At 63.9% G+C, this 19,013-nt stretch carries 16 protein-coding genes; 10 read left to right on the top strand and 6 right to left on the bottom strand.

Annotated features, from left to right (window positions below; all coding sequences use genetic code 11):
* Window positions 1-15: 15 nt before the first annotated feature.
* Window positions 16-714 carry an NAD-dependent deacylase gene (locus AC1DSD_RS13355; protein WP_478030709.1) on the bottom strand — a complete coding sequence of 233 codons (699 nt, stop codon included), beginning with the start codon at window positions 712-714 and terminating at the stop codon, window positions 16-18.
* A gap of 370 nt (window positions 715-1,084) precedes the next feature.
* On the opposite strand from AC1DSD_RS13355, the gene AC1DSD_RS13350 reads away from it, so the two are divergent.
* The 3 genes from AC1DSD_RS13350 to kynA all read left to right on the top strand — a co-directional run bounded on the left by AC1DSD_RS13350 (window position 1,085) and on the right by kynA (window position 3,716).
* Window positions 1,085-1,615: a DUF4279 domain-containing protein gene (locus AC1DSD_RS13350; RefSeq protein ID WP_478030707.1), complete on the top strand. Its 531-nt coding sequence runs from the start codon at window positions 1,085-1,087 to the stop codon at window positions 1,613-1,615.
* Between the two features lie 101 nt (window positions 1,616-1,716).
* Window positions 1,717-2,910: a kynureninase gene (kynU, locus tag AC1DSD_RS13345; RefSeq protein ID WP_478030705.1), complete on the top strand. Its 1,194-nt coding sequence runs from the start codon at window positions 1,717-1,719 to the stop codon at window positions 2,908-2,910.
* Window positions 2,907-3,716 carry a tryptophan 2,3-dioxygenase gene (gene kynA / locus AC1DSD_RS13340; protein WP_478030703.1) on the top strand — a complete coding sequence of 270 codons (810 nt, stop codon included), beginning with the start codon at window positions 2,907-2,909 and terminating at the stop codon, window positions 3,714-3,716. The genes kynU and kynA overlap by 4 nt, the downstream gene beginning before the upstream one ends.
* Window positions 3,717-3,722: 6 nt before the next feature.
* On the opposite strand, the gene AC1DSD_RS13335 is transcribed toward kynA, so the two are convergent.
* The 5 genes from AC1DSD_RS13335 to AC1DSD_RS13315 all read right to left on the bottom strand — a co-directional run bounded on the left by AC1DSD_RS13335 (window position 3,723) and on the right by AC1DSD_RS13315 (window position 10,159).
* Window positions 3,723-5,171, bottom strand: coding sequence for an ATP-binding protein (locus tag AC1DSD_RS13335; protein WP_478031360.1), 1,449 nt, complete (start codon window positions 5,169-5,171; stop codon window positions 3,723-3,725).
* A 105-nt stretch (window positions 5,172-5,276) separates the two neighbouring features.
* A complete protein-coding gene (locus AC1DSD_RS13330) occupies window positions 5,277-6,692 on the bottom strand; it encodes an efflux transporter outer membrane subunit (RefSeq protein ID WP_478030701.1) in 1,416 nt (471 codons plus the stop codon).
* Window positions 6,689-7,807, bottom strand: a complete 1,119-nt coding sequence (locus AC1DSD_RS13325) for an HlyD family secretion protein (protein WP_478030699.1) — start codon at window positions 7,805-7,807, stop codon at window positions 6,689-6,691. The genes AC1DSD_RS13330 and AC1DSD_RS13325 overlap by 4 nt, the downstream gene beginning before the upstream one ends.
* Before the next feature lies 1 nt (window position 7,808).
* Complete coding sequence (locus AC1DSD_RS13320) at window positions 7,809-9,473, bottom strand: efflux MFS transporter permease (protein ID WP_478030697.1); 1,665 nt, start codon at window positions 9,471-9,473, stop codon at window positions 7,809-7,811.
* Between the two features lie 254 nt (window positions 9,474-9,727).
* Window positions 9,728-10,159 (bottom strand): hypothetical protein, encoded by a 432-nt coding sequence (locus AC1DSD_RS13315; RefSeq protein ID WP_478030695.1) that lies wholly within the window; start codon window positions 10,157-10,159, stop codon window positions 9,728-9,730.
* Window positions 10,160-10,217: 58 nt separating this feature from the next.
* Here AC1DSD_RS13315 and AC1DSD_RS13310 point away from each other — a divergent pair, with 58 nt between their 5' ends.
* The 7 genes from AC1DSD_RS13310 to AC1DSD_RS13280 all read left to right on the top strand — a co-directional run bounded on the left by AC1DSD_RS13310 (window position 10,218) and on the right by AC1DSD_RS13280 (window position 19,012).
* On the top strand, window positions 10,218-11,600 hold the full coding sequence (locus tag AC1DSD_RS13310; protein WP_478030694.1) for a glycosyltransferase family 4 protein: 1,383 nt from the start codon (window positions 10,218-10,220) through the stop codon (window positions 11,598-11,600).
* 2 nt (window positions 11,601-11,602) lie between these two features.
* Window positions 11,603-13,324, top strand: a complete 1,722-nt coding sequence (locus AC1DSD_RS13305; RefSeq protein ID WP_478030692.1) for a glycosyltransferase family 9 protein — start codon at window positions 11,603-11,605, stop codon at window positions 13,322-13,324.
* Entirely contained in the window at window positions 13,321-13,959 is a 639-nt protein-coding gene (locus AC1DSD_RS13300) for a D-glycero-alpha-D-manno-heptose-1,7-bisphosphate 7-phosphatase (protein WP_478030691.1), read from the top strand. Before AC1DSD_RS13305 ends, AC1DSD_RS13300 begins: the two co-directional genes overlap by 4 nt.
* 123 nt (window positions 13,960-14,082) lie before the next feature.
* Window positions 14,083-15,273, top strand: coding sequence for an AGE family epimerase/isomerase (locus AC1DSD_RS13295; RefSeq protein ID WP_478030690.1), 1,191 nt, complete (start codon window positions 14,083-14,085; stop codon window positions 15,271-15,273).
* A gap of 68 nt (window positions 15,274-15,341) precedes the next feature.
* Window positions 15,342-16,814: a D-glycero-beta-D-manno-heptose-7-phosphate kinase gene (gene rfaE1, locus AC1DSD_RS13290; RefSeq protein ID WP_478030689.1), complete on the top strand. Its 1,473-nt coding sequence runs from the start codon at window positions 15,342-15,344 to the stop codon at window positions 16,812-16,814.
* 54 nt (window positions 16,815-16,868) lie between these two features.
* Window positions 16,869-17,840 (top strand): ADP-glyceromanno-heptose 6-epimerase, encoded by a 972-nt coding sequence (gene rfaD, locus AC1DSD_RS13285; protein WP_478030687.1) that lies wholly within the window; start codon window positions 16,869-16,871, stop codon window positions 17,838-17,840.
* A complete protein-coding gene (locus tag AC1DSD_RS13280; protein ID WP_478030686.1) occupies window positions 17,837-19,012 on the top strand; it encodes a KpsE/RkpR family capsule polysaccharide export protein in 1,176 nt (391 codons plus the stop codon). The genes rfaD and AC1DSD_RS13280 overlap by 4 nt, the downstream gene beginning before the upstream one ends.
* Window position 19,013: the final 1 nt, after the last annotated feature.

The raw sequence follows: 19,013 nt of genomic DNA, 5'->3' as shown, positions 1-19,013 counted from the left end.
GGATGACGGAAGTGGCTAGGCCAGCACCGACTCCACCCAATCCGGCACCAGCACCCCGGCCGGCCCCAACCGGCTCTCGTGAAACCACCCGCTGCCCTCGGATCGATCGAGGTTGAGTTCCAGCGTCCGCGCACCGTGATACTTCGCGGTCTGCACGAAGCCCGCCGCTGGATACACCGCCCCCGACGTCCCGATCGACACGAACAGATCGGCGCGCGAGATCGCGCGCTCGATCACATCCATCGCGTAGGGCATCTCCCCGAAGAACACGATGTCCGGCCGTACCGCCGCGGCGCCGCACGAAACGCAGACCGTGCCCGGCAGCATATCGCTGGCCCACACCTGCCGGTGCTCGCACGCCGCGCACAGCGCCGACTTCAACTCGCCATGCATATGAAGCATCCGTTTCGCGCCCGCACGCTCGTGCAGATCATCGACGTTCTGCGTGACGATCAACAACTCGCCCGGCCACTCGGCATCTAGCCTGGCCAGCGCATGATGCGCCGCATTGGGCTCGACCCCGCCCAGCGCCGCGCGGCGCAAATCGTAGAAGCGATGCACCAGCTCGGGATCGCGCGCCAACGCCTGCGGCGTGCAGACATCTTCGACGCGATGCCCTTCCCACAGCCCGCCCGGTCCACGAAACGTTGCGATGCCGCTTTCAGCCGAGATGCCGGCGCCGGTCAGGACGACGATGTTGCGGACGGCGTTCATAGGCGGGGGATACCGGGCAGCGTCAATATTTGCTATTTGGAGATTGAGACTGTTGCAGGAAGGGCCGCCTTTCAGACGACTAATCGTCCGGCAACATAGCCACTGCGGTAATCAACAGACAAATCAGAGCATACTCCCCAAAGACAGCCAGACGCCGCGAAGGCAGCCGGGTGTCGCTGCTTATCGAACGACCCGCGTCCGGAGGGCATCGTCCCCGTCCAAAGGCCGAGAGTAATGAGGCCTGCGAAAAACGCTGCGCCGAGCGCGGAGAAGATGCTCAGATTACCCAAGGTTGAATTTGCTCCCCAGCAACCAAATCGCATGTGTCTAATCAAACAAATCGCCAACGGCCACGGCGGAAAAGCGGCGATTGCGCGATGCGCGCCCGTCGCCAGCCCCACGACATGGATCCCGCCATCGACGCCTCGCCTGCCCCCGGTCGCGCGATGGCTGCGCGGCGCTGCGCGGCGTGATACGAGCGATTATGGGTAGCCTGCACAAATCGGCCGCGTCGCTAAGCTTCTTCGGCGACGATCTCGATCCCGATGAGATTACCGCGTGTTTGGGCGCAGCGCCTACCGTGGGGGTGCGTAAGGGTGGTGTCTGGCTGACTGCGCGCGGCGGCGAGAAGATCGCGCGAACGGGATGGTGGAGGTTAGTGACCGAACGATGCGAACCCGCCGATCTGGACGGGCAGATCAACCGGCTACTCGCCGAATTGAGCGACGACCTGTCCGGCTGGCGGTCATTTTCCGATCGCTATGACGGCCGGATATTCTGCGGCCTTTTCCTTGCTAGCGGCAATGAGGGGTTGCGGCTGAAGCGGGATACGTTGGCTCGTGTCGGCGAGCGAGGTTTGGCGATCGACTTCGATATATACGGACAGGATTTGCCAGACTGAGCGATTGTCGACCGGACGTGCCGACTTACGCGCCCTGGTCGGCGAGGCCGGTTGGACGACACCCTCTTTACAACGCCTCCATTTCCGCGTGACACGGCGCGATGACCGATTTCGCGACGACCCGGCGGTTGTTCCATCTGCCCGAGGGCGTGCTTTACCTCGATGGCAATTCGCTCGGGCCGCTACCCATGTCGGCGGAAGCGCGGGTGCGCGAGGTGCTGACCCGCGAATGGGGCGATCAGCTGATCCGCGCATGGAACAGTGCCGACTGGATCGGCCTGCCGAGGCGCGTCGGCGATCGCATTGGTCGGCTGATCGGAGCGCCCGAGGGCAGCGTCGCGACCGGCGATACGCTGTCAGTTAAGGTGTTCCAGGCGTTGGCCGCGGCGCTGGCGTTGCGGCCCGAGCGCAAAGTAGTATTGTCGGATACCGGCAACTTTCCCTCGGACCTCTATATCGCCAGCGGGTTGCTCCAGGCGCTGGGCGGCGGGCTTGAATTGCGGTTGGTCGAGCCCGAAGACGTCGAGCATGCGATCGACGACAGCATTGCGGTGACGTTGATCACCGAGGTCGGCTACCGCACCGGTCGCCGCCATGACATGACAGCGCTGACCGCCAAGGCGCATGCGGCGGGCGCGGTTACGGTGTGGGATCTCGCGCATTCGGCCGGGGCGGTGCCGGTCGACCTGACCGCCGCCGACGCAGATTTCGCGGTCGGCTGCACCTATAAATATCTCAACGGCGGTCCCGGCGCGCCCGCCTTCATCTATGTCGCGCCGCGCTTCGCCGACAGCGCGCGGCCGATCCTGTCCGGCTGGATGGGGCATGAGGCGCCGTTCGCCTTTGACCTGGATTACCGCCCCCATGCCAGCGTCGAGCGGATGCGCGTCGGCACGCCGCCGGTGCTGGCGCTTGCGGTACTCGATGCCGCGCTCGATGCCTGGGACGGGGTCGATATGGCCGATGTCCGTGCCGCCTCGATCGGCCTGAGCGAGCGCTTCATCGCCGAGGTCGAGGCGCGCTGTCCCGACTTGACGCTCGCCTCGCCGCGCGACCCGCAGGCGCGCGGCAGCCAGGTCTCGTTCCGCCACCCGCAAGGCTATGCGATCATGCAGGCGTTGATCGCCAACAATGTGATCGGCGATTTCCGCGCGCCCGATCTGATCCGCTTCGGCTTCACCCCGCTCTATCTGTCGAAGGAGGATGTCGTCGCCGCGGCGAAAGTGCTCGAACGTGTGATGACCGAGCGCTTGTGGGACGACCCTGCCTATGCCACGCGATCGAAAGTGACATGAACGATACGCCGGAAACCGACTTCGCCGACAAGATGGCCTATGGAGACTATCTGCGCCTCGACCTGATCCTCGGCGCGCAGCAGCCGCGCTCTGCCGCGCATGACGAGATGCTGTTCATCATCCAGCACCAGACGTCGGAGCTGTGGATGAAGCTCGCGGTGCACGAACTCGAATCGGCGTGCGACGCGATCGCCAACGACAAATTGCCGCATGCCTTCAAGATGCTCGCGCGCGTCTCGCGCATTCTCGAGCAGCTCAACAACGCCTGGGACGTGCTGCGCACGCTGACGCCGAGCGAATATACCGAATTCCGTGCCGATCTCGGCCAGTCGTCGGGATTCCAGTCGCATCAATATCGCGCGATCGAATTCCTCTGCGGCAATCGCAATGCCGCGATGCTCAAGCCGCATGCGCATCGTGCCGAGGTCATGGCAGAGCTGGAAGGTATATTGGCGCGGCCGAGCCTGTACGACGAAGCGATCCGCTTGCTCGCGCGCTCCGGCTTCGACGTCGGACCGGAGCGTGCCGACCTGGGTGAGCAGCGCGTCGAAAGCGACAAGCTTGGCGCCGCCTGGGCAGCGATCTACCGCGATCCCGATACGCATTGGCCGCTCTACGAGTTGGCCGAGAAACTGGTCGATCTCGAGGATTATTTCCGGCGTTGGCGGTTCAACCACGTCACCACGGTCGAGCGCGTGATCGGCCTCAAGCGCGGCACTGGCGGCACCCAGGGCGTCGCCTATTTGCGCCGGATGCTCGAAGTCGAGCTGTTTCCCGAATTATGGCACGTGCGGACCGAACTTTAGCGCGCGTCACGCGTCGGTCGACGCGGTCGTCCAGCCCAGGCGGGGAATCGTCACCGACCGCCGCCCCGACAGATCGGTGCGCGTCACGATGACGTCGCGATCCTCCATATAAGCGAGCACGCGGCGCGCGCGGCCGAGCGAGCTGGTGCCATAGATGCGCGCGATCTCTTCGTCGCTCGGGCAGGGGGCGTTTTCGCGTGCGGCGCGGGCGATCAGCAGGAAGGCGCCGAGCATCTCGTCGGGCACCGCGGCGGCGGCGGTCATTGCCGGCGCCCATTGCTCGTCCTCGGGCTGGTAGATTCCGGCGCGCGCCGCGGCCAGCCGGCGCGCGAAGCTCGACGGGTCGAGCGCGATGCGGCGCAGCCCGGCCATGCGGCAACGCACCTGGAAATCCTGGAACAACGCCGCTGCAGGACGCAGCGCGCTGTCGGGATCGGCGACGATGCCATGCAGCGCGTCGGCCATGGCCGCATCGGCATCGACCGGGTCGGCATCCTCGGGCTCGGCCGCGGGAGTCGCCGCCAGCGCTTCGAGCAATTCGGCCGCGGGTGCCGGGCGCGGCGGGGGCGGGGGTGGCAGCGGAAGCGACAGCGTTTCCTCGACCGGCGCCAGGATGAAGTCGCGCATGTCCTCGGCCGGGCTCTGGTCCGGGAGCGGCACCAGCTTGGGGCTCGAACTGCGCGCGCTGGTCTCGACTTCGCCGATGCGGATCGTCACCGGGCGCCGCGCCACCGCCGGGCCCAGCCCGAGGAAAGTGCCGCGCGGCAAGTCGCGGATCGCTTCGGCCTGGCGCCGCTCCATCCCGAGCAGATCGGCGGCGCGCGCCATGTCGATGTCGAGGAAGGTCCGCCCCATCAGGAAGTTGCTCGCCTCCGCCGCGACGTTCTTTGACAGTTTCGCCAACCGTTGCGTGGCGATGATCCCGGCCAGCCCGCGCTTGCGCCCGCGCGACATCAGGTTGGTCATCGCGCCCAATGAGGCGCGGCGGACGTCCTCGGCGACCTCGGCTCCGGCAGCCGGCGCGAAGATCTGCGCCTCGTCGATCACAACCAGCGCGGGGTACCAATAATCGCGCGGCGCATCGAACAATGCCGACAGGAACGTCGCCGCGCAGCGCATCTGCCCTTCCATCTCGAGCCCTTCGAGGCTGAGCACGACCGAGGTGCGATGCTCGCGGCAACGCGCCGCGAAGCGCGTGATCTCGGCCAGCGAATAATCGACCGCCTCGATCGCGACATGGCCATAGGGGCCGGCAAAAGTGACGAAGTCGCCCTCGGGATCGACGATGACCTGCTGCACCTGGCGCGCACTGCCTTCGAGCAGGCGGCGCAACAGATGCGACTTGCCCGATCCCGAATTGCCCTGGACGAGCAAACGGGTGGCGAGAAGTTCTTCGAGATCGACGCATGCCGGCCGGCCGCTCGAATCGATCCCCATATCGATCTGGAACGTCATTGCCCCGCGCATGGTGGCAACCGCCATCGAAGGGCAAGCCGTGACGGCGAAAAAAGCTGCGGATTATCCGTTCGCTATGCTGGGCGGAGGCACGAAGGCCACCGATCAATAGCCGGCTATCTCCGGCACGCAGGTATCTCCCGCCGTCGGGCATCGTTGCCAGCCGCCGCCCATCGCCTGGAACAATTGGACGCGCGCGGTCAGCGCGTCCGCGCGAAGCTGAATTAGCGACAATTGGGCGCCGAGCAGCCCGCGCTGGGCATCGAGCTGTTCGAGATAGGGCGAATAGCCTTCGCGATAGCGGTTGGTCGCCAGCCGTAATCCCTCCGCCAAAGCATCCTGCTGCGCACGGGCGAGGTCCACTTGCTCGTCGAGCCGCTTGGCGCTGGCCAAGGCATCCTCGACCTCGCGGAACGCGGTCAGAGCGGCGCGGCGATAGGAGAACGCCGCCTGGTCGCGCTGCGCGCCGGCCGCTTCAGCCTGCGCGGTCAGCCGGCCGCCCTCGAAAAGCGGGGCCAGGATGCTGCCGCCAACGGACCAGATCGTGATCGGATCCTTGAGCAGGGTGGAAAAGGCGGCACCGGCGGCGGCGCTAAGCCTGACTTGCGGCAGGAAGCGTTTGCGCGCGGCGGCGAGCGACTTGTCCGACGCGGCGAGCTGGAACTCGGCTTGCGCCACGTCGGGCCGCCGGCGCAGCAATTCCGACGGCAGTCCGGCGGGAACAAGCGGTACGGCCAATCGGTCGAGCGGAAGGCCGCGATCGATCGCTTGCGGCGTCTCCCCGGTCAGCTGGCTGAGTGAATCCTCGGTCCGCGCGATGGCGAGCTCGATCTGTGGCACGATCTGCGCGGTGGCGTCATATTCGGCCAGCGCCTGCTGGAGCTCGAGCTTGGGCGAATAGCCGCGCCCAACCCGCGACTTCGCCAGCCGGAGCGATTCCGTCCGCGCCGTGACGGTGGCCTTCGCGACCTCCAGCCGGGCGTCGAGCCCGCGCAGGGAAATATAGCCGCTCGCCACCGCGGCGGCGACCGATAGCCGCACCGAATCGCGCGCCGCCTGGCCGGCGAACCAGGCGTCCCTGGCCGCTGCTTTCTGGTCGGCGAGCCGGCCGAACAGGTCGACCTCGTAAGCGGCCTGGACCTGGGGTTGCGCGGCATTCTGCACCGACGGCAGGCCGAACGCGTTGACCGAGCGCGACCGCGCGCCGCTGAGACTGGCATCGATCGTCGGCAGCAATTGCGCGCGCGCGAGCGCCAGATTGGCCTCCAGTTCGCGCACCCGCCCCATTGCGGCGCCGATATCGGTGTTGTTGGCCAGCGCCTTGTCGATCAGCGCAGTCATCGCCGGGTCGCCGAACGACTGCCACCAGGCGCGGTCGATCGGCGCCACCGGACCGGCATCGGTGCGCCAGGTCGGAGGCGGCGCCACTGGCGGTACCGCGGCTGTCTTCACCGGCGGGCCGGCGCACGATGCCAGCGCTACCACGAGCGCGAGCAGCGGCGTGGCGTACTGCAACTTCATCGTTGCGGCCTGTTGCGCGTGTCGATGCTGACCTCGACCGACATGCCGGGCCTGAGCCGCGCCGCCGCGGCCTGTCCCGGGTCGATCGCGATGCGGACCGCGATACGTTGCGCGACCTTGACGAAATTGCCGGTGGCATTGTCGGGCTTGAGTACCGAGAATTCGGATCCCGCCGCCGGCGACAAATTCTCGATCCGGCCGTTGAGCCGCGCCCCGCCAAGCGCATCGACCTTGAACGTCGCGCGCTGGCCGATTGCCATGTCGCGCGTCTGTGTCTCCTTGTAATTGGCGATCACCCAGACATTGTGCGGCACGATCGACAGCAATTGCGTGCCGGCAGTGACATAGGCGCCGTCGCGCACGCCGATCTCGGACAATTGGCCATCGACCGGCGCGCGAATGATCGTGTTGTCGAGATCGATCTGGGCAAGGCGAAGCTGCGCCTTGGCCGATTCGACCGATGCCTCCAGCCCGGCGCGACCGACGACGACAGTGCGGACGTCCTGCGTGCCGATCGCGCGGCTGGCCTGGGCCTGGCGCACGCCGGCCTGGGCGGCCAGCAAGGCGGCGCGGGTCTGGTCGAATTCGCGCGTCGAGATCGATCCATCGGCGACCAGCGCGCGGGCGCGGCGCATATCGGCCTGCGCCTTGACCAATTGCGCCTGGGCGTTGGCGATGCCGGCATTCTGCGCTTCGGTCGCGACTTCGCGCGAGCGTTGCGCCTGCGCCGAATTGGCCAACGAGGCTTGCTGTGCCGCGACATTGGCTTCCGCCTGGGCGACGCGGGCGCGATAGATGCGGTCGTCGATCGTCGCCAGCACCTGGCCTGCCTTGACCTCGGCAAAGTCCTGAACGGTGACGTGCATCACATAGCCGCTGACTTGCGGACTGATGATCGTGACGCGACCACGGACATAGGCATTGTCGGTCTTTTCCGACCAGCCGGCGAATGGCGGCAGCCGCCAAGCGTAGAGGATCGCCAGGATCGCGCAGAGTGCGAGCACGATGATTGCCGCCACGGTCGCGCGCGACTTGGCCGGCGGACGCCAACTCGATGGTGCTGGATCGACCTGAGCGTCGGGTACTGGTTCCGCTGGCAACGGTTGGTCGCTCATCTCATTGCCCCTTTTGCGCTTGCGCCTGAGCCTGCATCTGCTGCTGGAGCAACACAACCGGCGATGCTTCGCCACGCCGCCAGATCGACCAGCGGATCACGAAACCCCACAGCGCCATCAGGATGGCAAGCACCCCGACCAACAGGAAAACGTCGTTGAACGCCAGGATATTGGCCTCGCGCGAGACCTGTTGGCTCAGCAGGGCCGCGCCCTGGGCGCTGCGCAAGGTTGGATCGCCCACTACGCCGGCGATCGCGCCGCCGCTCGCGCGCAGCCGCGCCGCGACCAGGGGATCGGTCGCCACGATGCGCTGGACCAGTTCGTGCGAATGGAATTTCTCGCGCATCACCTGAAACGTGCCGAGCAACGTGCCGCCGAGCAATCCGCCGACGCTCTGGCTCAAGCCGAACAGCACGACGAAACTGACGAAGTTGCGGCCGCCGGCGAGCAAGGTTCGCGCGATGCCGATCACCATCGCCTGGGCCAGGAACAGCAAGGAGGCGAAGCCGATCAGGGCCTGGCTGACATAGAAGCTGCTCGGCCGGGTCAGGTTGGTGGCATCGGCGTCCATGAACGCGCCGATCACGATCAGGATCACCGCGATACTGATCGGTAGTCCGACGTCGCTCGGTCGGAAGGTCAGCACCGCGGTGACCAGTCCGGCGATCGAGGCGAGCACGATGATCCAGTTCAAGGTGACCATCTGGTCGTTGATCAGCCCGAGCACGTTGAGCAGGCCAACCGACCCGAATGCCTGTTCGGACAGCAGGATGCGTACCGACGCGGCGACCACCATCAATCGTACGATCTCGCGGCTGCCCAGCCAGCGCGTATTGATCAGCGGATTGGCGCGCTGGTGTTCGACGATCACCGCGCCCGCGATCAGCGCGATGCTGGCGGCGAGCGCCCAGCCAATCCAGGGCTGGTCGGTCCACCATTCGATCCGCCCCTCCGACAGGACCGCGATCAGCAGCCACAGCCCCGGGGCGAGCAGCCCGAAGGTCAGGAAATCGGCCGGCTCGAACGCTTTTTCGCGCTCGCTCGGGGGTAACGGCAGGCTCATCACCGCCGCCAATGTCGCCAGCGCCAGCCCCAATTCCAGCCAGTAGAGATTGTGCCAATCGCCCCATTCGAGCAGGTGCGGCGACAGAATCCGGGCGAACGGCGTCGCCAGTTGCGGGATGCAGATCCCGATCATCACCCCGGCGAGGCGCTTGGCCGCGGGCAGCGACTGGAAGAAATAGAGGATCGTCAAGGTCGTCAGGCCGCTCGCCGCGATACCGCTCATCGCCCGCACCGCTACGGACGTCCAGAAATCGTGGACGAACAAATGCATCAGCGTCGTCGCGGCATAGACGACCAGCGAATAGCGGATGAACGGCTGCAGCCCGAATTGCTGGCGGTATTTGACCAGCAACAAATTGGCGGTGACGTTGGTCATGAAATAGGCGCCGGTCAGCCAGGCGCTCTCATTGGTGTAGAGGTCGAGCGTCCCCTGCGCGAAATTCAGGTTTACCGTGACCAGCGCATTGCCCAGTCCGCCGGTGATCCCGATCAGGCAACCGATCAGGAAATAGAGCAACCGGCGGCTTGCCGGGTGATCGGGATTGGCCGGCGACCCGGGCAGCGTCGGCCTTTCGTGCGGCTTGAAGACATAGTCCGTCACGCATCTGCCCCTGGCATCCCGGCCACCCACCGCCGGCCGCCCAGAGTTATCAGCTTTCGCTCGATTGGCCAGTAGCGCAGGCTGGTGAGGGCGAAAGTCCAGAACACTCCCGAAGTTTAGCTTTCGCGGCGGCAAAGCCGCACGACGCGGCGCCGACGATCTGACATCGCGAGAGCGGCCTTCGGGCCGCTCTCCACTTCCCTTCCTCGACCATCGCCTAGCGGCGCGGGCGCTGAGCCACGATCACAATCTCTTCACCGCATTCCCTCTCGATGCAGGTCGCTTCGAGCATCCTGTCTAGTTTCGTCACGATCGGACCGGTCGAGACGGCGGTCGTCTTTGCCAGCCTGACCGCCGGCGTCTAATGCAGCCAGCGCCGCAGCCTGGTATTGCGTTCGGTGACGATCGCCGGCTTCGTCCTGCTGCTGTTCGCGGTCGGCGGCGCGCTCGCGCTTTCGCTGCGGCGCAACCAGAGCGCTTCCCCTGTCGTCAGTTTCCTTAGCAGCGGCTCGCCAAAACGCCGAAACGACGCCGATATGGACCGAATTCCCCGGGGACACATTGACGGCCGGCAAAATTTGCGCGTAAGCCAACCTATCGTTCCTACAGGATTTCTTTGCCAAACAGCAGGACTCAAGCGAACCTTTTCCTGTGTCTTCCGCGCTCGCCGCGGGCGGGGTTGCCATGACGGTGACTCCGTTGGTCGCGGGTATGTTGACGTAGTGGCGTATCGAGGCGGACTGCATGCTGGAACGGGAATTTGCTCTTGACGTGAGTCGCCTGGTTTGGCGCAGTTGGTCGCGACGCTTGGCGACTGGCATAGACCGCGTTTGCCGCGCATATCTGGAATACTTCGGAGATCGCTCGCAGGCGGTGGTTCAATATCGCGGCGTCGCTCGTTTTCTTTCGGCCGGCCATTCCGACGCGCTGTTCAAAATCCTTCTCGATGATGATGATGATGGTGAGAATTTCAGAAGAAGGTTGCTGGCGCTCGCGCCCAAGGCGTTGAGCGATTCGCAATCCGTACTGAACTGTGATGGCGCCTATTACATCAACGTCGGGCATACGGATATCGATCTCGATCGATCGATGCGCTGGATCGATACCTGCGGGTTGCGATCCATTTATCTAATCCACGACTTGATTCCCCTGACGCATTCGGAATTCTGCAACCCGAGTTCGATCGTCCGTCATCGCGGTCGCGTGACCAATGCACTCAATCATGCCGCCGGCATCATTACGAATTCGAACGCATCGGCGCGGGATTTGGAGCGCTTTGCTGTCGCGGAGGGCCTGCGCCTCCCGCCCGTCATTCCGGTCTGGCTCGGCGGCGCGCGGATCGAAAAGCCCGATGCGTTACCGTTCGCGGCGCACTCTTATTTCGTGTGTGTGGGGACAATCGAGGCGCGCAAGAATCATTACCTCCTGCTTCAGATTTGGCGCAGGCTGGTGGAACGTTTGGGCGCTGCCGCGCCACGGCTGGTGATTATCGGCCAAAAGGGCGCCCAGGCGAGCCATGTCGAAAATATGATCGAGCGATGCACGGCCATCCAAGATCATGTGATCACGCTGCCATATTGTTCCGACGAGGAACTGGGTCGTTGGATCGGCGCTGCACGAGCCCTGTTGATGCCGTCGTTCGCCGAGGGCTTCGGCCTGCCGATAATCGAGGCGTTGCAAATCGGCACTCCCGTGATCGCCAGCGACTTGCCATGCTTCCGCGAGATCGGCGCTGGCATTCCCACGTTGCTGGACCCTCTCGATGCAATGGCGTGGGAGCAGACGATCACGGGATTCCTGGACAACGGGCCGGATCGCAGTCGTCAATATCGCCTTTTGCGTGACTATCGGGCGCCAACCTGGACGGACCATTTCGCGCGAGTGGAGGCGTGGCTCGAAACATTGCCGCGCCATGACGCCGGTCGCGGGTTGCCGAGCTTGGCTGCCGCTGGTCCGAATGGGCGCAATTTCAGAAAGCCGCCGGACGACCGCCGAGCTGCGATGAGCCCGCTTCACCTTTTTACTCAGGCGAATTCTGAGCCGGCAAAGATCGAGCGATCACGAGTGCGACTTGATCAACAGTGGATCGAGACGCGTGCACAAGCGGCCTGGTCGCTGGGCTCCTGACCATGGATATCATGACCCACATTCACGATCGCGCCGAAGGCGCGGACCTGCTGGCTCGTTTCTTCGCCGAATTTCTCGACGAGAACGCGTTTTCCGAATTCCGCAGGATCGAGCGCCTATTCGATAATTTGCGCGAACAGGGTGCAACGGTTTCGGGGTATCCGGTTATCCGTCCGAGCGACTGCGCCCGGATCACGAGATCGCTCGACGAGTTTTTCGAGCAGTGCCGGCCACAATTCCGGACGTGCGATGTCAGGATCACCGAACGATTCGAGGAATTGATCGGCGCCTTTCACGCCTTTTGCCGCTCCATCTATCCGAGTGAGGCAGCCGCGGTGCTGGTGTTGCACGGTAAAGTTCTTCTGTTCATGGGCCGGATCGAACGGGTGATTGAGCTCGTCTCCCACCTCGCTCTCCGCCCCTATGCGGTCGAAAATAACCTCGGGCATTGCATCGAATTGGTCGAATTGTTCGGGCAAGCCCATTTGCAACGGGGCTCAGTTGCAGAGCAGCCGCTCTCCTTCATTGCCTTCGGCGCTTGGTTGTTGGCGCAGGCGAAAGGGCCGTCCACAGCCGCCGTGGCGAAAAGGATGGCGCCTTATGTCAACAACGAGCGCTCAGAGGGCGCCGCGCCCTTCAGGTTGCGGCTGATCCGGTGGGCAACCGCTGGGTATTTGCGGGCTATACGTGGTCATATCGGGATTCGAAGCAACGTCTCGGCCTTCTTAAGGCGGAACCTCTATCTCGGGCTGATGAGGTTGGGCTACATGACCCTGCGCCGCGCGCCTGGTCGCAATGCACCCTTCTCGCTACGAATGAACCAGGCGGGAAAAACCCTCATCACTCGCGGAATGGGCGGAATCGGCGATTTGCTGATGATGGCCCCCGGCCTGGCGGCGCTGGCCGAGCGGGAAAAGGTCGCGGTGGATTTCGCCATCCCGCGGAAGTTCTTTCCGGTTTTCGCCAACAATCCGCACGTCCGACTGATCGATATCGACGGACCGGCAATCGATATCTCTGCCTATCGGCGGTTCGTGAACCTGAGTTTTTGCCCCGCAGGCCAGTATGAAAGCCGCACACGTCCTTTCGTGAAGCGAGGCCGGGTAGAGATTTTCGCGCGAGCGATGGGAATTCGGTCGTCCGAATTGCAGAAGCAGGGCTGGCATATCGATCAGTTCGTTGATGCGGAGCGGGAAGCTTTTTGCGACGCGTTCTTGGCCGAAAGAGATCTGGGCGCGCGGCCCATCGTGGGTGTTCAGCCCTATTCACGCGACAGCTACAAGGATCACCCCAATATCCGCGGGATCATCGCGGCATTGGCGGTGCATTATGATGTCCTGATCTTCCATCATGTCGCCGACGGACTGCCCCAGGGGCCGGGCGTCGCCACTACCGCGGGTACGGCTCTTGCCAATTCTCTGGCACTTGTCTCGCGGCTAGATGCCATGGTCTGCGTGGATAGTGCGTTTCTCCACGCAGCTGCTGCACATCACATCCCGACCATCGCGCTTTTTGGCCCGACCGACGCGCGAACCTTTACCAGGCATCATCGCGATGTAACAATTTTGTGGAAGCCTCAAATCTTCGGATGCGTCCCTTGCTGGCGCAATGAGGACATCCCTTGTCGAATTACCGGACAGCGCTCGCTCAGCCCATGCCTTGCGGCCATCACAGCCGAAGAAGTGCTCGACGCGACGGCAAAAGCAATCGGATCGCCGCGATGACGGACCTGGATGATGCTCTGAAGCCATGGGTGCAGATCGCGACGCAACCGGCGGCGGATTCGCGGGCGCTGTTCCTCGATCGCGACGGAACGATCATCGAAAATGTCCCCTACCTTTCGGACGCCGATGCGGTCTCCCCGATCCCCGGGGCGACCGACGCGATCAATGCATTCCATAGTGCCGGCTTCGCGGTGGTCATCGTCACCAATCAATCCGGCGTTGCGCGAGGGCTGATCAGTCCGGAGCAGTACAATGCGGTGGATGCGGCGACCCGGGAGCAACTGGGTCGAGGATTTGTCAACGCGACCTATGCCTGCCCCTATCATCCCGAAGGCGAAGGACAATATGGCGGCGACCATGACTGGCGCAAACCAAATGGGGGCATGATAACGGCCGCCGCAGAGCATCTGCGGTTGGATCTTACCCGATCCGTGATGGTGGGCGACAGCCTGACCGACATCATGGCCGCGGCAAACGCCGGCGTCGGCGTCGCGATACACGTTCTGACGGGACACGGCGCGAGTGAACGCGATGCGGTGGAGCAATGGGTCGCGGACCAGAAAGCGGGGGGAGCTATGCCGCACGTGCGGTTCGTTTCGAGCATAGCCGCTATCTCGCCAGAGGACCTCGCATGATGCTCGTCGTATTGCCCCCGCGTTTGGCGACTTATCTGGACTTGGCTGTGCCGCCCGGTCTAACTGCGCGGACCCCACGAGTCGCCAAAAGCAGAGATAAGTGACGTGATGTACGCAGAAAATTTGCGCCACGCCGATATCGGCACGCCCTTCGACCCGCGGGTCTGGCTCCAGCTTTTCGACTATGAGCGTTTGCTTCAACCTGCGAAATTACCGGTGGTCGAGCGGTTCGACTGGTCGGGTCGTCCCGTCGAGCCCGGCTTTCGCCGCGTCCGCGTTATGGCGCGGCAGACATATGTCTTGAGCCATGCCGCGATCGGTGGGAGCCCCTCGGCTGCCGCAGCGGCTCCGCGTGCTGCCCGTGCGCTGATGGATCACGGTGTGGACGCCGGCCAGTTCCATTGTCGGCTTGGTCCGGACGGGGCAGTGCTCGATTCAACGGCGGACTTGTACGACATCGCGTTCGGCCTCTTCGCGATGGCATGGTGGTATCGCTATTCCGGTGACGAAATCGCTCTCTCCGTGGCCGAGCAATCGATCGCGCATCTTCGGGAACACCTCGCCAGTCCCTCCGGACGGGGTTTCGAGGCAAGGGCGGGCGGCACGGGCCGGCACGAACAGAACCCGCACATGCACCTTTTCGAAGCCGCGATCTTCCTCACAGCATTTTCGGCGCGACCGGCATTCCGCGCCCTGGCCGACGAGTTGTTCGCGCTGGCGGAAGACGTGCTGATCGACCGTGGCACGGACACGCTGGCCGAATTTTTCGATGACGAATGGCGGCCGATCGCAACTGACGGGGCCGTGCTCGTGGAGCCTGGCCATCATTACGAATGGGTCTGGCTCCTCCACCGGTACGGCGCTCTTGCAGATCAGCCGCGGGCTTTTGCGATCGCCGACCGACTATTCGATTTCGCCCTTCGCCACGGCCATGACGTCCGCACGGGGCTGGTCCTTGCCGCCGTCTCGTCCACGGGGGAATCGCTCGGAACCGACCTGCGCGCCTGGCCGAACACCGAATTTCTGAAGGCCCAAATCGCCATGCGCGAACTCAGAGGAAGCCGGCCCGGCTTCAATGAGGCGGCGATCGAAACAAACATCAACCGTATCTGGTCATATTTCCTGAGGTCGCCAGCGGACGATATCATGGCCGGACTCCAGGATGGGCTGTGGATCGATTGTGTCGAAGCGCAGGGCTATCGACCGAAAGGCGACCATGTGCCCGCGTCCACGCTCTACCATCTGTTTTTTGGCTTTTCCGAATTGCTCCGCGATCGCGGGGGTCACCCGCAATTCAGCGGGCTTCCATGGTAACAGCGCGGTTCACTCCGGTCGGCGGCACCGCCGAGAATCCCGCATCTGATGGCGTAACGAGAGCTGATATGTCGACGTACCTGCCCCAGCACTTCTCGTTCGACGGCGCGCGCGTGCTCGTGATCGGCGACATCATGCTCGACAAATTCCGCTATGGGTCGGTCAACCGGATTTCCCCGGAAGCGCCAGTGCCTGTCATGCATGTTTCCAGCGAGCAGGCGATGCTCGGCGGAGCCGGCAACGTGCTGGCGAATCTCGCCGCCTTGGACTGCGCCTGCGGACTGATCGCGGTGGTGGGAGAGGATGAACCGGGTCGGCATTGCCGGCGGTTGATCGAGAAGGTGGGGGCGAACCCTGAGTTGTTGGTCACTGCGCCGACCCGCATGACGACCCAAAAAACGCGGCTCGTCAGCGGTAGCCACCAACTCCTGCGGTGCGACGAAGAAGATGCGACGCCCATCGATGCCGAGCTCGAGGCATCGATCATCGAGCGATTTGACGAGGTCATCCTGGGCTATACGGCGGTTGCGATCTCGGACTATGCGAAAGGGGTCCTCAGCGATCGAGTGCTTCGGCACGTGATTTCCCGCTGCCGCGAGGCCGGCATTCCGGTCATAGTCGACCCCAAACGGCGCGATTTCGGGGTCTATGCGGGCGCCACCGTCATCAAGCCGAACCGGGCCGAACTCGCAGCCTATGTCGGCAGGCCTTGCCGTGACCTGTCGTCAAGTCGTGTCGCGGCCGATAAGGCCATGGAGGCGACGGGGTCGGCAATTCTGCTCACGCTCTCCGAAGATGGCATGGCCCTGTTCAGACCGGGCATGGAAATGCAGCATTTTCACGCTACCGCGACGGAAGTGTACGATGTCTCCGGCGCGGGAGACACCGCGCTGGCGATTTTTGCCGCGGGTATCGCGGCGGGCTTGCCGATGGACGAGTGCGTGATGCTGGCCAATGCCGGTGCCGGCGCCGTCGTGCGCAAGCTCGGCACCGCTACATTGAACCGTCTCGAACTGACCCGGGCCGTCCATGCGGTGGGCGATCCCCGGATCGGGGCGGTCTGCAGCCAAGAGGACGCCGCGATGCAGGTGGCGCACTGGAAACTCGAAGGGCTGCGTGTCGGCTTCACCAACGGCTGTTTCGACATCGTGCATGCCGGTCACATCGAGATCCTGCGGCAATCGCGTGCTCGATGCGATCGTTTGGTCGTGGGGCTCAACAGTGACGCGTCGGTGTCGCGGTTGAAGGGGCCCGACCGGCCGATCCAGCCCGAGTCATCGCGCGCGCAGGTGCTGGCGGCGATCGACGCGGTCGATCTGGTCGTGGTCTTCGACGAAGACACGCCGCTGAACTTGATCAAGACCTTGATGCCGACCGAACTGATCAAGGGTGCCGACTATAGCGAAGATGCGGTAGTGGGGGCTCATGAGGTCAAGTCTGCCGGCGGCCGGGTGCACCTGATCGACCTGATCCCTGGGCTTTCCACCACGCGCGCGGTCAAACGCATTCGCGGGGAATTGGCGCCGTCCTACCGAATCTGAAGGCCTGAATTGCATGTTGAGTCGCGCGTACACGAGAACAGGTAACGGTCGGTCATGATTCTAATTACGGGGGGCGCGGGCTTCATCGGCGCGAATATCGCCGTCGCTTTGCAGGGACGCGAGCCCATCGCGGTGCTGGACAGGTTCGGCGCCGACGACAAGTGGAAGAATCTCCGTCATGCACGGGTCGATCACTATGTCTTCCCCGAGGAGCTTGACGCGTTCCTGGCCGAGCACGGGCCCGCGCTGTCGAGCGTCGTCCATATGGGCGCGATAAGCGCGACGACCGAGCGGGACGTCGATCTTATCGTACGAACCAACCTCCACCTGAGCCGTACGCTTTGGGCCTTCTGCGCCCGCCGTGGCATCCCCTTCATCTACGCCTCATCGGCTGCCACCTATGGCGATGGCAGCTTCGGTTTCGACGATCGCTCCGACGACGCCCATCTCGGCCAATTGCGTCCGCTGAACCCCTATGGTTGGAGCAAGCTCGCCTTCGACCGCATGGTCCTCGATATCGTGCGCCGAGGCGAAGCAGCGCCGCCGCGTTGGGCAGGGTTGAAGTTTTTCAACGTCTATGGCCCGCGCGAGCAGCACAAGGGATCGATGCGGTCGGTGATGACCAGCAATTTCGATTCGCTGCGCGATGGCGGAAGCCTTCGCCTTTTCCGTTCCGATCGACCGGATTACCCCGATGGCGGACAGAAGCGCGACTTCGTCTATGTCGACGACTGTGTCGGAGTGATTTCCTGGATGCTCGACCACGAATTTCCGGCGGATCTCTACAATGTGGGTACCGGCAAGGCGCGGACATGGCTCGACGTGAGCGATGCCATGTTCGCCGCGTTGGAACGTGGCCCGGCGGTCGAATTCGTCGATATGCCCCCGACGCTGGTCGGGCGATACCAATATTTTACCGAGGCACGGATGGAGAAGCTCGCCGGAATCGGCGCACCGATTCCCGCCACGAGCCTGCGCGATGGCGTGGCGGCGACCTATCGATATCTCGCGGCGGAAAGCGAATGAGCGCCGGCCAAGCCAAACTGCAATCGCTTCGTTTCACGACGGAAGAAAAACGCGGGCCACTGCGCACCTATCTCTCGGCGCATTACGGCCGCGTCCTGTTCGTCGCGGTCTTTATTCTTCCGACATTGTTGGCCGCCATCTATTTTGGGCTCGTCGCATCGGATCGATATATTTCGGAAGCGCGCTTCATCGTGCGCTCGGCCGACAAGCCAGCATCGCAGGGCGCGGCCGCGTACCTGCAGGATTTCGGCATCACGCGCGCCAATGACGATGCATTCGCGATCGCCGATTACATCCATTCGCGCGATGTGATGCAGGCGATCGAAAAGCAGATCGACATTCCCGCCGTCTATTCGCGCCCTGGCGCCGACATTTTCAGCCGTGTCGGCGGTCTATCGGGTAGGGCGAAGTCCGACGAAGCGTTGTTCCGCTATTTCATCCGACAAGTCGCGGTCGAGAAGGACCCCGAAAGCGGGATTACGGCGGTGAAGGTCAGCGCCTATCGACCGGAAGACGCCAAGGCGCTGCTCGATCGGATCGTCGCGCTGAGCGAAGCTCGGGTCAACCAGCTCAATGTCCGGGCGCGGCGCGACAGCCTGGCCGATTCCCAACGGGCGATGGACGACGCGGCACGCCGACTGGCCCAGGCGACGGTGGATGTCACTCGCGCTCGCGAGATTGCCGGTACCGTCGATCCGCAGCAGAGCGCGGGCGCCACGGTCGATCGCAGCTCTTCGCTTCAGCAGGAACTTGCCCAATTGCGGGTCACCCTGCAGACCATGGTGGCGCGGGCGCCCGGCAATCCATCGATTCCGGCGCTGCGCCAGCGTATCGCCGCACTTGCCGGGCAAGTGACGGCGCAACAGAACCAATTGACCGGCCGGCAAGGGTCTCTGTCCGGCAAGCTGGGCGATTACGAACAGCAGCAAGTCGAACGCGAATTGGCCGAAAAGGCCTATGAAGCCGCGCAGAAGCAATTCGATACCGCACGCTCGGAAGCGGATCGCCAGCAGGTCTTCATCGAATTGATCGCGCGGCCGAACCTGTCGGACGACCCTCAGGAGCCGCGCAGGTTGCGCTACATAATGACGGCCGCGTTGCTGTCGTTCTGGGCCTTCCTCATCCTTTACCTTCTGCTCTCGGGCAGCCGCGAACATTTGAATTTGAATTAGC

The organism is Sphingomonas sp. P4_D12 (genome assembly GCF_056401895.1).
This window is presented reverse-complemented; position numbering and strand designations above follow the sequence as displayed.

What these genes read in the sequence shown, in the direction of transcription:
- AC1DSD_RS13355 (WP_478030709.1), bottom strand. Translation starts at nt 714, where the DNA reads ATGAACGCCGTCCGCAACATCGTCGTCCTGACCGGCGCCGGCATCTCG.
- kynU (WP_478030705.1), top strand. Translation starts at nt 1,717, where the DNA reads ATGACCGATTTCGCGACGACCCGGCGGTTGTTCCATCTGCCCGAGGGC.
- kynA (WP_478030703.1), top strand. Translation starts at nt 2,907, where the DNA reads ATGAACGATACGCCGGAAACCGACTTCGCCGACAAGATGGCCTATGGA.
- AC1DSD_RS13335 (WP_478031360.1), bottom strand. Translation starts at nt 5,171, where the DNA reads ATGACGTTCCAGATCGATATGGGGATCGATTCGAGCGGCCGGCCGGCA.
- AC1DSD_RS13330 (WP_478030701.1), bottom strand. Translation starts at nt 6,692, where the DNA reads ATGAAGTTGCAGTACGCCACGCCGCTGCTCGCGCTCGTGGTAGCGCTG.
- AC1DSD_RS13325 (WP_478030699.1), bottom strand. Translation starts at nt 7,807, where the DNA reads ATGAGCGACCAACCGTTGCCAGCGGAACCAGTACCCGACGCTCAGGTC.
- AC1DSD_RS13315 (WP_478030695.1), bottom strand. Translation starts at nt 10,159, where the DNA reads ATGGCAACCCCGCCCGCGGCGAGCGCGGAAGACACAGGAAAAGGTTCG.
- AC1DSD_RS13310 (WP_478030694.1), top strand. Translation starts at nt 10,218, where the DNA reads ATGCTGGAACGGGAATTTGCTCTTGACGTGAGTCGCCTGGTTTGGCGC.
- AC1DSD_RS13305 (WP_478030692.1), top strand. Translation starts at nt 11,603, where the DNA reads ATGGATATCATGACCCACATTCACGATCGCGCCGAAGGCGCGGACCTG.
- AC1DSD_RS13300 (WP_478030691.1), top strand. Translation starts at nt 13,321, where the DNA reads ATGACGGACCTGGATGATGCTCTGAAGCCATGGGTGCAGATCGCGACG.
- rfaE1 (WP_478030689.1), top strand. Translation starts at nt 15,342, where the DNA reads ATGTCGACGTACCTGCCCCAGCACTTCTCGTTCGACGGCGCGCGCGTG.
- rfaD (WP_478030687.1), top strand. Translation starts at nt 16,869, where the DNA reads ATGATTCTAATTACGGGGGGCGCGGGCTTCATCGGCGCGAATATCGCC.
- AC1DSD_RS13280 (WP_478030686.1), top strand. Translation starts at nt 17,837, where the DNA reads ATGAGCGCCGGCCAAGCCAAACTGCAATCGCTTCGTTTCACGACGGAA.